10 protein-coding genes are annotated in these 14,863 nt (G+C 41.2%); 6 read left to right on the forward strand and 4 right to left on the reverse strand.

Annotation, left to right across the window (positions count from 1 at the left end; translation table 11 throughout):
- Positions 1–190: 190 nt before the first annotated feature.
- The 3 genes from ACR5KR_RS31210 to ACR5KR_RS31220 all read right to left on the reverse strand — a co-directional run bounded on the left by ACR5KR_RS31210 (position 191) and on the right by ACR5KR_RS31220 (position 2,333).
- Positions 191–307 (reverse strand): photosystem II reaction center protein I, encoded by a 117-nt coding sequence (locus ACR5KR_RS31210; RefSeq protein WP_041566417.1) that lies wholly within the window; start codon positions 305–307, stop codon positions 191–193.
- 498 nt (positions 308–805) lie between these two features.
- Positions 806–1,507, reverse strand: a complete 702-nt coding sequence (locus ACR5KR_RS31215; protein WP_448269207.1) for an acyltransferase — start codon at positions 1,505–1,507, stop codon at positions 806–808.
- Between the two features lie 661 nt (positions 1,508–2,168).
- Positions 2,169–2,333, reverse strand: coding sequence for a hypothetical protein (locus ACR5KR_RS31220; RefSeq protein ID WP_179063512.1), 165 nt, complete (start codon positions 2,331–2,333; stop codon positions 2,169–2,171).
- Between the two features lie 742 nt (positions 2,334–3,075).
- Between ACR5KR_RS31220 and ACR5KR_RS31225 the strand changes: the two genes are divergently transcribed.
- The 4 genes from ACR5KR_RS31225 (at position 3,076) to ACR5KR_RS31240 (ending at position 10,949) form a co-directional block, all read left to right on the forward strand.
- Positions 3,076–3,399: a hypothetical protein gene (locus tag ACR5KR_RS31225; protein ID WP_445629040.1), complete on the forward strand. Its 324-nt coding sequence runs from the start codon at positions 3,076–3,078 to the stop codon at positions 3,397–3,399.
- Between the two features lie 336 nt (positions 3,400–3,735).
- Positions 3,736–4,442, forward strand: a protein-coding gene (locus ACR5KR_RS31230) for an IS1 family transposase (protein WP_448270395.1) whose coding sequence is annotated in 2 segments (ribosomal slippage) — positions 3,736–4,021 and positions 4,021–4,442 — 708 coding nt in all. Because the reading frame shifts where the segments join, the coding sequence is not laid out codon by codon here.
- A 369-nt stretch (positions 4,443–4,811) separates the two neighbouring features.
- Positions 4,812–7,376, forward strand: a complete 2,565-nt coding sequence (glgP, locus tag ACR5KR_RS31235) for an alpha-glucan family phosphorylase (RefSeq protein ID WP_448269208.1) — start codon at positions 4,812–4,814, stop codon at positions 7,374–7,376.
- An 879-nt stretch (positions 7,377–8,255) separates the two neighbouring features.
- Positions 8,256–10,949: a beta strand repeat-containing protein gene (locus ACR5KR_RS31240; protein WP_448269209.1), complete on the forward strand. Its 2,694-nt coding sequence runs from the start codon at positions 8,256–8,258 to the stop codon at positions 10,947–10,949.
- Positions 10,950–11,606: 657 nt separating this feature from the next.
- Here ACR5KR_RS31240 and ACR5KR_RS31245 read toward each other — a convergent pair.
- Positions 11,607–12,332: a DUF429 domain-containing protein gene (locus ACR5KR_RS31245; protein WP_448269210.1), complete on the reverse strand. Its 726-nt coding sequence runs from the start codon at positions 12,330–12,332 to the stop codon at positions 11,607–11,609.
- Positions 12,333–12,483: 151 nt separating this feature from the next.
- Between ACR5KR_RS31245 and ACR5KR_RS31250 the strand changes: the two genes are divergently transcribed.
- Both ACR5KR_RS31250 and ACR5KR_RS31255 read left to right on the forward strand, forming a co-directional pair.
- Entirely contained in the window at positions 12,484–13,749 is a 1,266-nt protein-coding gene (locus ACR5KR_RS31250) for a glycosyltransferase family 4 protein (RefSeq protein WP_448269211.1), read from the forward strand.
- Positions 13,750–13,781: 32 nt separating this feature from the next.
- Positions 13,782–14,648, forward strand: a complete 867-nt coding sequence (locus ACR5KR_RS31255; RefSeq protein ID WP_448269212.1) for a calcium-binding protein — start codon at positions 13,782–13,784, stop codon at positions 14,646–14,648.
- Positions 14,649–14,863: the final 215 nt, after the last annotated feature.

Below are 14,863 nucleotides of genomic sequence, written 5' to 3' on the forward strand. Positions count from 1 at the left end.
GCAAAATCGGGCTAACAAACAGCCAAATGACAAAGGGAAGGATAAACATACATTTTGCCTTCCGACTGTCGCCTTCTGCTACCTACAGCAAGCTACTTGGAGAAAGAAACTTACTAAATTTTCGCTTAGTAAGTTTCCGTGGCGTTTAGTATTTTCCGCCTTCCAAAGTCGCGGATGATTTATCGCCCTTTTACTCTAAGTCCCGGCGGCCGGGGTTACGAGCTGGATCGTTCGATAAAAATCCGAAGATGAAGATAGTTACGAAGAAGGCAACAACTATATAAACAGCGATTTTTAAAGTCAGCATAGAAATATCTCCAACGGGTAAAACAAAGAAAGCTGTTCTTTCAGTATCTGCAATGCAGAAAAGATAGCTACTTTATATTACCCAAATCTCGTCCCTTTTTTAGAGGACTCTGGGGACTCAAGACTAGGAATGTCTATCCTACGGTTATTGATAATGTACAAGATGTCAGTTGTCTGACTTGTAGATGCCCTTAAGAAAGATAACTCAGAGGCGTTTACCCTTGTGACGTTGACTGATGGCAAAGGTTTCCCAAAAAAGGCAACAGCTTACAGGGGATAGTTACTATTCCCCATGCCCTTCAGGAGTGCTGAGTTAGGAGTGCTGAGTTAGGAGTGCTGAGTTAAGAGTGCTGAGTTAAGAGTTATTATTTATCCCCTGCCCCCTGCTCCCCTGCTCCTCTGCCCCTCTGCTCCCCTGCTCCCCTGGTTACTGAGCGTAGTCGAAGTATGCTCCCCTGCTCCCCTGCCCCCTGCCCCTCTGCCTCTTATACCCCATGCCCTATTTCTCAACTTGAAGCTTTGCTATATCTTTGCCAATTCGGTTTTTGATTACTCGTGCAGGTGTGCCGACAGCAACGGAAAAAGCAGGAATATCTCTATTAACAACTGCTCCTGCACCAATAACACTGCCTTTACCGATAGTAACGCCATCTAATACTGTTACTCCGTGTCCTAGCCAACAATCATCCTCAATCACAATTCCCTTGCGAGTAACACCTTGGTATTTAATCAGCTCCATCGGATCGGCAAAATTATGATTATTAGCATATATCCCTGAATGGGCAGCAATCATGCAGTGTTTACCAATTTTAATGTCTCCTGGCCCCTCAATACACACGCTAGGAGCAATGAATGTGTCTTCATCAATATGGATACACGTATCTTCTAAAGACCCGATATCAACGTTACGTTCAATCGCGACTCTATTTCCTAGATGAATTCTATTATTTTTATGTCCTCTCGCATCCATCCGCACACCTTTGAAAATATAGACTCCTGTGCCGATCTCAATACAAGAAGTACCGTTAAATTCAACACCATTTTGAATATATACCGGGCTGTCTATCTGGGCAAAAATACTACGATATCCTAAATTACGCAACTTTGGGCCGAGAAGAAGTGTTGGAATATCTCCTAACACTGTAGTTACTAAAAGTTCTTGCACGCGCTGCAATTTGGAAAAATATTGCTCGTTCTGCATGGCTACATATCTCGTGAATCAATTATTGTTGACAGTGTTTAAAGTTGTTTTGGCTGTATTCTAATCTTCTGCCAATACCAATAGACTCTGTGTATATTAATACATGAGCTAAGGTAGCAATATCACCAAAATTTTCCAAGATTTTTCGATGGTTTTACAACATTTGAAAAACCATAGTTTGGCTTTGACTATACGAGCAAATCTTGAGGTTAGGTGTGTAGAATTACTCAAGTGATATACACAATTGTATTAAGTTGCTAGCAGATTTTGTACTATATGCACGTAAAAGTTTGCCTGACATTTCACAAAATCAATTAACAAAACAATTTCAGTGCATTGCTGTGTCAAAACTTAGATTCTAAATTGTTTAATGGAAAATTTGCTGGTTTAGATAGGCTACTGTTTTGGTTTTCTGGCAAATTTGAAAAGCTTGCTACTGCTAACAGCACTCCTAAAGCAAATAGGGATAGTGTTGTTTGTCTTGAGGTTATTTACTCTCAAGCGGTTTTAGTCTTTTGAAACAATTCGGTTTCACAAGCTATTTTGCAACAAAAAATACATTTAACTAGACTATATTCAAAGTTTAAATAAAATTTCTGCCTAGCATAACAATGTAATTATTGTTGGATTTTTTGGGTATTTTTGCCCAAATAAAATCCAATTAGGGTGGATTATCTCCTACATCAGCCATCACATTGAAGTTAACCATCGGTGCAAACAAGTAAGCGCTTCCCCGACTGCTATGACGGCTTTCTTGCAACGAATTTCTAGAGTATGCTGCTCCAATCATGTTGCACACAGATGATTTACAGACTAGCCAATTCACGTTTTTAATGACATGAATGGTTTTTAAGAACAATTGTTTTTAACGATAACACATTTTATTTTTAGTGGAACACTCTCATGAAATAAGTTTATTTCCAGGTTTATTGTTGATGAGAATGAAGGAAAGAAGTTAATTTTTTTACTATAGCGATGCCTGCGGTGGTAACAGACTTGTACTAAGTTTCGACTGCGCGGTAATCAAGCGACTTGTACTGAGCGTAGTCGAAGTAAGTCGAGATTCAACTACCGCGCAGCCGAAGTAGCTTGTCGTACTAATTTGTGGAAGCAAGCTACGCAAAGCGTCTTGTAGAGAAGTGCGAGTAAAGCTGACGCTACTTGCGAATATTTTTATACATTTAGATAAAATTCATTGAAGAGGGAGATTTAAAAAATTCTGTCAGCGGTTATTGCCATTTTTGCCTATATTTATCTTGTTACTGATAAAAGTAATTTGATCGTTGAGCGGTCAACTTAGATTGATATCTACTATACTTGTGACACCCTCTTTGTGAAAAAGCCAAATTAGCTCAAAATATTTATTTTGTCCACATACTTACTATCTAAAATATTGTAAATCACCCATTCGGGTGAGCCAAAAGGGTGATGTGTGCTTGGTAGTACTCGTTATAAATTTTATTTAAAGAAAGCTAAAAGTAGCTTAGTTTCGAGGATAAATCTACAAAAAAAACATCTAAGTTCCCAAATTGAGGTATCAGTTTTAACTCACACACTTGGTTTAAATTATGGCTTTAATTAAAGAAATTGTACAAGAAGCTCTAACTATCGGCTTTTTGAGTGTTATAGCCGAAGATCAACTGCGATCGCAGCTTCAAGGTAATTATGACTCAGAAGACCTAGATGCCTGGATCATTTTACAGCGAGCGATTGCAGCAGGTGATGTAAAACTTGAGTCGCGCCGAAAAAAAGCTTCCCCATCTCCTAAAGCCAAGGACACTTCATCAAGTATCAAACTTGCTTATCAAATGGCAGCAGAACTTGCTTATGCAGCAGCTGTAGCTTTGACAATGACAAAAAATACTAAAGATCAGCCTTCATTAGGTGCGTAAAATAACACATTTATAAGTTATTTTGCTGATTTAGTGAAATATTTCATACCAAGTAGTTAGAATAGGTGTAGCCCGCCCCAGGCATCGCTTTTCTTGATTAACTGCTTGGTAGGGGTTTCATCCGATTATTTATGGGGTTTCCCTTCTGTCTTCTAGCTTGAGAGTGCTAAGTAAAAATCACAATCTTGAGAAGATTTTCATCCAAGGCTTTTGAAACTCCTTTCATCGGGATTGCCTTCTTTGACAGCGCGGTTTTATGAAAAAATAATTAAAAAATTTAACGGTAGTAATGCATAGTAATGATAAAATCAGGCAGTGTCGTTCAATACAGAAGCTATGCACTGTCCTAAATGCAACTCGAAGAACATAGTCAAAAATGGACACACACACTACGGAAAACAACGTTTCAAATGCCATAATTGTGGACGACAATTTGTTGAAAGTCCAACAAGACAACCGATTGATAACTCCACACGTACCTTAATTGATAAACTCTTACTTGAACGGGTTTCATTGGCAGCGATCGCCCGCGTTACTGGAGTTTCAACACGTTGGCTTCAATACTACGTAAACCAGAAATACTACCAAGTTCCGAAAATTGTTGAAGTTACTAAAAAAAACCAGGTAGGCTAATTCTCCAAATAGATGAGATGTGGTCATACGTAGGGTCGAAAGAAAATAAACAGTGGATTTGGCTTGCTATGGACGCGACAACACGAGAGATTGTTGGGGTGTATATTGGCGATCGCTCTAGACAATCGGCTCAAAGATTATGGCAATCTCTACCGCCAGTTTATCGTCAATGTGCAATTTGTTACACTGATTTTTGGGAATCCTATGAAGGGGTTTTACCTAGTACTAGACATAAACCAGTAGGCAAAGATAGTGGAAAGACAAGCTATATTGAAAGATTTAACAACACTCTACGGCAACGAGTTGGACGGCTAGTTCGTAAAACATTGTCGTTCTCTAAAATGCTGGATAACCATATTGGTGCAATTTGGTATTTTGTCCATCACTACAATGCCCAGCTACGAAGGTAAATCATTACTATGCATTACTACCAATTTAACTTCACTGGACACAGCTATGGGGAATTTTTACCTTCAGCCAAGACTCTCGATCGATCCCCGGAAGCAATACTAAAATAAATATAAATTATTTATTCAAAAGTAAATTTTTTTAAGTGATACATACCAGTAAATGATTAAATCTTAATATACCAAGTATATGGCTCAGAGTAAGGCAGAGAATTAGAAACACCTTGGTGTAAACTTTAGCAACGAGGTTAAAAATAATTCTCAATGCTTAACAAAGTCATCGCTTTTTCACAAACTACAGTATAAAGAATTGGCAACATTGGTAAAGAGAGTAAACAATAACCATAGCTAAACTTGGAGTTTTGCCAACCTATGCAGCCAATTCGCACATTTAACGTATCCCCTTCACTACCGCCGCGACTCGAACCACTGCGGCGGCTAGCATATAACTTGCACTGGGATTGGAACGTTGATACTAAAGATTTATTCCGTCGCTTAGACTCTGACCTGTGGGAGTCTAGCCATCACAACCCAGTGTTAATGCTGGGTACTATCTCTCAATCGCGGCTTCTGGAAGTTGTCGAAGATGAAGGCTTTTTAGCGCAAATGGATCGAGCTGACCGTCAGTTAGACGATTATTTGCAAGAGCGCACTTGGTATCAGAAACAACGGGAACAGAAACCAAAAGAATGCTACGCCTATTTTTCGGCGGAATTTGGACTTGTAGATTGTTTGCCCGTCTATTCTGGAGGCTTGGGCGTTCTGGCAGGGGATCACCTCAAATCTGCCAGTGACTTAGGGCTACCGCTTGTAGGTGTAGGTTTGCTGTATCAGCAAGGCTACTTTGCCCAGTATCTCAATGCTGATGGCTGGCAGCAAGAACGCTATCTGCTCAACGATTTCTATAATATGCCCTTGCATCTAGAGCGCAATGCCGATGGTTCTGAACTGCGGATTGCGGTAGATTATCCAGGACGCAAGGTGTATGCCAGAGTTTGGCGCGTACAGGTGGGAACGGTTCCGTTGTATTTGATGGACACCAACATTGAACCCAACAACACTTACGACCATGACATCACAGATCAGCTGTATGGTGGCGACATCGATATGCGTATCCACCAGGAAATTATGCTGGGGATCGGTGGTGTGCAAATGCTCAAAGCTTTAGGGCTGAAAGTCACCGCTTACCACATGAATGAAGGCCACGCCGCCTTCTCTGCCCTCGAACGCATCCGCTTGCTGATTCAGGAAGAGGGACTGAATTATGCCCAAGCTAAACAGGTGGTGGCTTCGAGTAATATCTTTACTACCCACACGCCAGTACCAGCTGGGATTGACTTGTTTGCTCCCGAAAAAATGTTGTACTACCTGGGGTATTATGCAGAGATATTTGGCTTGCCCAAAGAGCAATTTTTAGGACTGGGGCGCGAGAATACAGGCGATTTATCCGGGCCTTTCAGTATGGCGGTGCTGGCGCTGAAAATGGCAACATTTTCTAACGGTGTCGCCCAACTCCACGGTGTGGTGTCGCGGCAAATGTTCCAAGCCTTGTGGCAGAAAGTGCCAGTGGAGGAAGTGCCGATCGCCGCAATTACTAACGGTGTCCATGCTCGGAGTTGTGTGGCGAAATCGACTCAAGAATTGTACGATCGCTATCTCGGCCCAAATTGGTCATCAGCACCACCAGATAGCCCATTGTGGGAACGGATGGACGCTATTCCCGATGAGGAATTGTGGCGCAATCACGAGCGCTGCCGCTTAGATATGATTTTGTATGTGCGCGAGCATTTGGTCAAGCATTTGCGCGATCGCGGCGCTTCCGCCTCCGAAATTTCCCAAGCCCAAGAAGTTTTAGATCCTTACGCGTTGACTATTGGCTTTGCTCGTCGTTTTGCCACCTACAAACGCGCTACCCTGTGGATGCGCGATTTGGATCGCGTTAAGCGGCTTTTACTAGCTAATAAAGACCGGAAAGTGCAATTCGTGATTGCTGGGAAGGCACATCCCAAAGATATCCCCGGTAAAGAACTGATCCGCGAGATCAATCACTTTATCCGCGAACAGCATTTAGAAAAACAGGTAGTGTTTGTTCCCAATTACGACATTTATATCTCGCGGTTAATGGTTGCGGGTTGCGATATCTGGTTAAACACACCGCGTCGTCCACGGGAAGCCTCTGGTACTAGTGGTATGAAAGCCGCAATGAATGGATTGCCGAATTTAAGTGTGCTAGATGGCTGGTGGGATGAAGCTGATTACGTCCGCACAGGCTGGGCGATTGGACATGGAGAAAATTATGACGATCCAAACTACCAAGATGAAGTAGAAGCAAATGCTCTCTACGAATTGTTAGAGAAGGAAGTTGTGCCGTTATTTTATGAACATCGGGATACAGATGGTTTGCCCCGTCCGTGGGTTGCCAAAATGAAGGATGCAATTCGCCTGAATTGTCCCTTCTTTAATACAGCGCGGATGGTAGGAGAATATGCCCAAAGGGCTTATTTCCCAGCTAGCGATCGCTATCATACCCTGACTGTTGATAACTATGCTCCAGCGAAAGAACTAGCCGCTTGGAAAGAAAAACTCAGCGAACACTGGTTCAACATCAGAATCAAAGATGTTGACGTATCGGCAGCTTCAGACATTGAAGTTAACCAAACCGTTGCTGTCAAAGCCAAGGTTGACTTAGCAACTTTGAGCAATAATGATGTGCAGGTGGAATTATATCAAGGTGCGATCGATGCCAATGGTGAAATTGTCAACGCTGTGCCAGTAGTGATGGATTACCAAGGCGAAGATGGACAGCAATTGAGTATTTACACTGGTAATATCATCTATACCGCTTCTGGTTTACAAGGTTTGTCTTTGCGTGTATTGCCGAAAAATAAAAATCTGGCTAATGCTTATGAACCAAGGTTGATTGCTTGGGCAGAATAAGAGTGCTGATTAATTTTTGAATATTCAAGATTAGGCGTTGCTGATTTAATAGCAACGCCTTTCGTGTGCAATGCACTCACGCTTCAAAAATAATTATTGCTAGAATGATGAAAAATTTTAACAATTCAAAATTCAAGACATAAAGACTAATATAGCATTTCCTAGTCTACTGAGGTACAAATCTCTGCGTACCTCTGCGCTTTACTTTGCGTCCCTCTGCGTTTCAAAATATTATCTGTACTTCACTTAACTGGAAATCGCTATAGTACACAAACAAAATATTTTTACGTAAATTTATCAGTACATAATGTGAAGAATACACAAAGATACATTTTGAAGCAAAAATATCTAAGTAAATACAGTAATATATAGTCAATCTGAGATTTTGGGATTATTTAGATGTTCTCTATTCTCAAGATAGACATATACATAAAATGGCTCGCAAGGAGGTTATAAAAATATTTTTACTGAGTGAAAGTTAAGTATTTTCTCTTCTAGTAGAACTTAAACGCTGGCAATAAACCAAATACCAAGTATAAATTTTCAGCATTCAATTGTAAGATTTTTTAATTATTCTTGTTCATTGATTTTTACTGAACAAAAATAATTAATTTAGCCTGAAATAACCGACGATCCTGATACACACTCATTAGTTTGTACAGCGCTTAAGGCTTAGATATTTTTCAGATAGATTGAGATAGTGTTACATAAAAGCCATTCTTTGGATGAATCTTTGATGAACACTAGTGTTAATTAAAGATGATGTATAAGTATGGCAAAAACTTAAAATCCCGGTTAATTTTTGTACCCAAAAATAGCAATAAAGTCCATGTTGATAACGGAAGTTACTGAAAAGCTAGATTTAGGTAGATAAAAGTTATGGCAAATATCATTGGAACCAACGGTAATGATAACCTACTGGGTACTTATGACGCAGACACAATTAAAGGTCTTGCAGGGAACGATACCATCACAGGTAACCAGGGTAACAACACTCTAACTGGTGGCGGTGGCAATGATAAATTTATTTATGACTACATCACCGATGATATTGATATCATCACCGATTTTGGTGGCGTAGGTAAAGAAACACACCCAACAGCAGCAGTCATTGCTGAAGTGGACACTCTCAATTTTCAGGGCGATAGTCGCTTAACTGCCCAAAATATGATCCTGACCCAGAATGGCAACAATCTGGAAATCACCTTTGCGAATGCAACCCACTATGAAGACGACGCTACTCCCAAAGTCATTCTGCAAAACTTTGCCTTGGAAAATCTGGATAACCTCAGCAAATCCACTGGAGCGAGTGTAAACTTGGGCAATATCCTGTTTTATGGGCAAACTACCATCACAGACAGCTTTGATGTTTTCAATGCCAACTCTACCCAAAGTACTATCTTCAATAAGAATACAGTCACCTTCCTTAACGACCTGAACAATAATGTTAACGGCTTTGACAACTCAGATGATGTCATAAATGGTCAGGGGGGTGATGACAAAATCGATGGCAAAAGTGGCAATGACTTACTCAGAGGTGGTGCTGGGAATGACACGCTCATTGGTGGTGCTGGGAATGACACGCTCGCTGGGAACACAGGCAATAACTCCACCGCTGATCGTACTGGCGATGATGATTTAAATCTTAACAATTTAAAAGGCAACGATCTGCTCATTGGTGGCGATGGAAATGATTCTCTCTTTGACTCTGGTGACTACAGGTTGGTTCGAGGAGGCTCAATTTTATTTGGCAATCCTACCTCTGGCAATAACACCCTCAATGGTGGCGCTGGTGACGACACCTTGGATGCTGGTTATTCAACAGGGAATAACACTCTCAACGGTGATATTGGTGATGATTATTTGGATGCTATTTATTCAACAGGTAATAATCTGCTTTCTGGTGGCGCTGGTAAGGATTATCTCTCCGTTTCTGGCTTCTACGACTACGAATTTGGAAACTTTGGGAGAATTTATGGCACAGGGAATAACACTCTCAACGGTGGTGCTGGGGACGATACCTTGGATGCTAATTATACAACAGGTAATAACATTCTCAACGGTGATGCTGGTAACGATACCTTGGATGTTAGTTATACAACAGGTAATAACATTCTCAATGGTGGTATTGGTGATGATTACTTGAATATTAACAACTCAAAAGGCAATAATTTGCTCTTTGGGGGCGATGGCAACGATACCTTCTCTGGGGGCACTAGTGGCAATGATTCGTACAATCTGGGCGTTACTGGCAAAGATACGATCGATGGGGGTAAAGGTGATGATTTGTTATCTTTCGATTACGACTCTTCCCACGAATCTTCCGATGACACCTATGTTAGCGAAAGAATCACAACGAATTACAATGCTACTACTAACATTGGATCGATTACAGCAGGGACGAATCTGGTTAGCTACAAAAATATCGAACGATTAGATATCACAGGTACAGCCTACGATGACAACATTGTGGGGAGCAATGGTAACGATACCCTTTCTGGGGGCTATGGTGGCAATGATACGATCGATGGGGGTAAGGGTGACGATGTGTTGGTCGCCGATTATACCTATGCTAACCAAGGAATCACAACGAATTTCAATGCTACTACTAACAGTGGGTCAATTACAACAGGCACAAATCAAGTTAGCTACAAGAATATCGAACGATTATATATTGTAGGTACAGCCTACGATGACAACATTGTGGGGAACAGTGGGAACGATACCCTTTCCGTAGACTTTAGGGGTAATAGTACTGGCAATGATACGATCGATGGGGGTAAGGGTGACGATGTCTTGGTCGCCGATTATACCTATGCTAACCAAGGAATCACAACGAATTTCAATGCTACTACTAACACTGGGTCAATTACAACAGGCACAAATCAGGTTAGCTACAAGAATATCGAACGATTAGATATCACAGGTACAGCCTACGATGACAATATTGTGGGGAACAGTGGGAACGATACCCTCTCTGGGGATAATGCTGGCAAAGATACGATCGATGGGGGTAAGGGTGACGATTTGTTGTCTGTAAATTATACCGGTACTTTCAAAGCAATGACTTCGACTTTCAATGCTACTACTAACACTGGATCAATTACGACAGGCACAAATCGGGTTAGCTACAAGAATATCGAACAATTAAATATCTTAGGTACAGATGTCAATGACAACATTGTGGGGAGTAATGGCAACGATACGCTCTGTGGGGGATACTTTGGTGGCAATGATACCCTAACAGGTGGGAACGGTACTGATACCTTTACTATCTATAATTACGACAAGGGTGTTGATACTATTTATGACTTCAACGCTACTAATGAATTGATTCAGCTATCGGCTTATGGGTTTGGAAGTCGGTCAATAGGTTCACTTTCAGCAAGTCAGTTTACAATCGGAACATCTGCAACCACTAGTGAAGAACGATTTATTTACAACAGCGCTACAGGTGCATTGTTCTTTGACCAAGATGGTAGTGCATCTGGGTTTACTCAGGTACAATTTGCACAACTATCTGCTGGATTGTCACTAAGCAACAACAATTTTGTGTTTTTTAATCCTAATTAGCGCTCTGCCATTACCAAGCGATACGGTTTGCGGAATGCTATTTTTAACATGAGTTCGACAAGCCCTTTTTTGACCTCTCCCCCAACCCCTCTCCGTATCGGCTACAGTCTATACACAAGTCTGAACTGGCTCAAAAATCTGGGTTTTACCCCAATACGCTTGGGTTAAGCAAATTTATCTGTTCAGGCAGGCTGTTCTTGAGCAGGGGAGGCAGGGGAAGCAGGGGGAGAGAAAAAAGCTTAACTGAACTGTATTGGGTTTTACCCCACCCTAACCACTGCCCGAATTCAATAAACGACTGCCCGAATTCAATAAACGACTGCCCGAATTCAATAAACGACTGCCCGAATTCAATAAACGACTGCCCGAATTCAATAAACGACCGCCCGAATTCAATAAACGACTGCCCGAATTCAATAAACGACTGCCCGAATTCAATAAACGACCGCCCGAATTCAATAAACGACTGGATTTAAGAAGAAATTCGATTTGTGTGTACACGGTAGCTCCGTATCGGAGAGGGGAGCCAAAATCCTAATTTCTCGTTGCTCCTCCCTTTCCCCGTGGGAGAGGGAGGTTGTCCGAGAGAGGTTCATCGAACTCACGTTATTTTTAGCATCAGCAAGGACTCTAAAGCAGCAAAGGCTTCGCCTTTGCTCAAATTCTTTGAGGGATGATAATGTAGCCAGTGGTGCGATCGCCTAATACTAAATTACGTTTTTCTCCCCAATACCACCAGTATGCAGCAACATAGGCGCAAATTAAGCTATCTAGTTTATCTTCGGTTGCTTTGAGGGCTGCGCCTGTGGTGGGGATTTCAAGAAGGAACAAACCGCAGAGGCGCAGAGGAGGAGAGAAGGAAGGGAGAATATCAAAAAGATATTTTTGGAGTTTAATTAGTTCTAGACGGCGCTCATTGAGTCGTCCTTTTTTGTATTTGAGGATGCGTTCTAAGTTGAATAGATTAACGATTGCTGGGTGGGGGAAGACTTCTATTTGATATCTGCTGAGTTTTTGCGGTTCTATGGTGGGGGCGTGGGCAAAACCGCGCGATTCTAATTCTAAGCCAAAATTGATGGTGCGCTCTGCAAAGGGTAGGTTTTGATTTGCTGGGTAGCATCCCGCATGATATTTGCCAAAGTACTTGTGGCTGAGTTTGTCGGGGAGACGACTCCCGGTAGCATTGGGTATGAGGGTAGGTGCATCTACGGCGATAATGGCTGGCTCATCTGGTTGGACGCTGCGATCGATCCAGGTGAGGATGTCTGCAATGGCATCTTTGCGGTCTAGATCGAGTAGTTGCAGTTGTCCATCTATCCATTCTAAACAGCATAGTCCACTTGGTTGAGATTTCCAGCCCAAATCAATGCCAATAAATTTCATGGTAATAACACGAATTTGCGATTATTTTCACATTTTCGGGGAAGCATTTATCTAAATTTACTTGCTAAAAGTTGTGATAAATAATCTTATAATCTTAAGCAGCTTGTCTTAATTTATTTTATCTGGCAATAATTTAATCAAGATTATTCCAATGAAAGTTTTATTTTTACATCCCAATTTTCCCTCGCAATTTCGCAACCTAGCGATAGTTTTGGGTAAAGATCCTAATTGCCAGGTTGTCTTTGGGACAAATCGTCGGGAAGGAGAAATACCTGGCGTTCTTAAAGCTATTTATACTCCTTCTCGTGAAGCAGCGCCTCAAACTCACCACTACGTTCGCAACCTGGAAAATGCTGTTCTCACTGCTCAAGCTGTCTATCGGGTGGCAGAAAAATTAAAATCCGAGGGTTTCTTTCCAGATATAGTTTATGGTCATTCTGGTTGGGGACCAACTTTATTTATGAAAGATGTTTTCCCCAAAGCCGAATTATTGTGTTATTTCGAGTGGTTTTATCACGCTCACGGTTCCGATGCAGATTTCGATCCCAACGATCCGCTGAATGCTGATGATGAATGCCGCATCAGGGTGAAAAACGCGCCGATTTTAAATGATTTATATAGCTGCGATCGCGGTCTTTCTCCAACTAATTGGCAGCGTCAGCAGTTTCCCAAAGAATATCATAGCAAACTCACTGTAATTCATGATGGTGTTGATACCAATTATTTTGTTCCCAAACCAGGTGCAAAGTTAGTTTTACCAAGAATAAATCTGGATCTTTCTCATGTGGAAGAGTTGGTAACTTATGTAGGACGGGGAATGGAACCTTATAGAGGTTTTCCGCAGTTTATGGAAACAGTAGCGCTAATTCAGCAGCGACGACCTAAGTGCCACGTGGTAGTTGTGGGAGAAGACCGGGTTGCTTATGGAAAGAATCTCCCCGATGGTCAGACTTATAAACAATTAATGTTAGAAAAATTAAAATCATCTTTGGATTTATCGAGGCTGCACTTTACAGATAGACTTCCTTATAATGAGTACCTTCAGGTTTTGCAAGCTTCTTCTGCCCATGTTTATTTAACCCGTCCTTTTGTTTTATCCTGGTCAATGTTAGAAGTAATGGCAGCAGGATGTTTGCTAATAGCTTCTAATACTTTACCAGTTTTAGAGGTTGTACAGGATGGGGTGAATGGACTGCTGGTAGATTTCTTTTCTCCCCAGAATATTGCTAATCGGGTTGAAGAGGCGCTGAATAATCCTCAAGAAATGCAAGCAATTCGTGCGAATGCGCGAGAGACAATTATCAAGCGTTATGATTTGGCCAAACTGTTACCACAGCATTTGCAATGGATGTTTGCTGGCAAAACTTCTGATAGTTTGAAAAAGCGTCCAAGTTCTAAAGGATTTGGTAAATATTAGTCATTGGTCAAAAGATAAAAGCGATATGTACAATGCGAATTATTTTTACCATTGCCCATTTTTTCAAACCTAGCGGTGAGGGTCTTCATGCTTCCCAAGGCAAAGACCCGCAACCTCGCTTGCGGGCGTTAACTAATAGCCTTACGGCTTTACACCAATTATTTGGTAAATCTCAAAGTATTATTAACATTGCTCAACGAATAGCTTTTCCTGCGAACCAGCCGCAATCTCACGAACTAGATATTGTTATTTGTACAACCCAAGATAATCATCTTTTAAACCAGCTTCCCTTACCATCTCATTTATATAAGCATCATTCTACTAATGTAGAACCTATGCTTTTGGGTTTTGAGTGCCAAGCTGTTCTGCAAAGTTGTCTCAATCAGTATGATTATTACTGCTTCTTGGAAGATGACTTAATTATCCACGATCCTTGGTTTTTTATAAAATTAAATTGGTTTACTCAACAAGCAGGTAATTTAAATTTGCTCCAGCCAAATCGTTATGAAATCTCTCCTTACGGTTTGGTTCACAAAGCTTACATAGATGGGGATTTGGCTTTGCGGGTAACTGCTCCTTTTCAAAATGTGCAGGAGCAACCAGAACTTAAGGGGACAATTATGAATGCACCAATTACCTTTCGCCGTGCCCTTAATCCTCACGCAGGCTGCTACTTTTTAAATGCAAATCAAATGGCTTACTGGGCTAATCAAACCTATTTTCTCGACCGAGATATTAGTTTTGTCGGGCCTTTAGAAAGTGCTGCCACCTTGGGAATTATGAAGACATTTCGGATTTATAAAACCTCACCGGAGCAAGCAAGTTTTTTGGATATTCAGCACTTTGGAACTGGATTTCTAGGGTTAATTGGCGGACAGGTGAGTTTAGCACAGAGGTAAATCGAATTTAAGAGTTTGGTTTTTGCGAGCAAAATTAATGCGATCGCTATTGATAAAACATCATAAAAACACATTAGCGATCGCTTAACAATCAACTAATCTTAAATTGTGACTAATGGTTTTTCAACAGGTGTAGGCAATACGGTTCGGTTAAAGGGGAAAGGGTAAAGGGGAAAGGTGAATAAAAAACCTTTAACCCTTAACCTTTTCCCTTT

The organism is Nostoc sp. DSM 114159 (genome assembly GCF_053470285.1).

What these genes read in the sequence shown, in the direction of transcription:
- ACR5KR_RS31210 (WP_041566417.1), bottom strand. Translation starts at nt 307, where the DNA reads ATGCTGACTTTAAAAATCGCTGTTTATATAGTTGTTGCCTTCTTCGTA.
- ACR5KR_RS31215 (WP_448269207.1), bottom strand. Translation starts at nt 1,507, where the DNA reads ATGCAGAACGAGCAATATTTTTCCAAATTGCAGCGCGTGCAAGAACTT.
- ACR5KR_RS31225 (WP_445629040.1), top strand. Translation starts at nt 3,076, where the DNA reads ATGGCTTTAATTAAAGAAATTGTACAAGAAGCTCTAACTATCGGCTTT.
- glgP (WP_448269208.1), top strand. Translation starts at nt 4,812, where the DNA reads ATGCAGCCAATTCGCACATTTAACGTATCCCCTTCACTACCGCCGCGA.
- ACR5KR_RS31240 (WP_448269209.1), top strand. Translation starts at nt 8,256, where the DNA reads ATGGCAAATATCATTGGAACCAACGGTAATGATAACCTACTGGGTACT.
- ACR5KR_RS31245 (WP_448269210.1), bottom strand. Translation starts at nt 12,332, where the DNA reads ATGAAATTTATTGGCATTGATTTGGGCTGGAAATCTCAACCAAGTGGA.
- ACR5KR_RS31250 (WP_448269211.1), top strand. Translation starts at nt 12,484, where the DNA reads ATGAAAGTTTTATTTTTACATCCCAATTTTCCCTCGCAATTTCGCAAC.
- ACR5KR_RS31255 (WP_448269212.1), top strand. Translation starts at nt 13,782, where the DNA reads ATGCGAATTATTTTTACCATTGCCCATTTTTTCAAACCTAGCGGTGAG.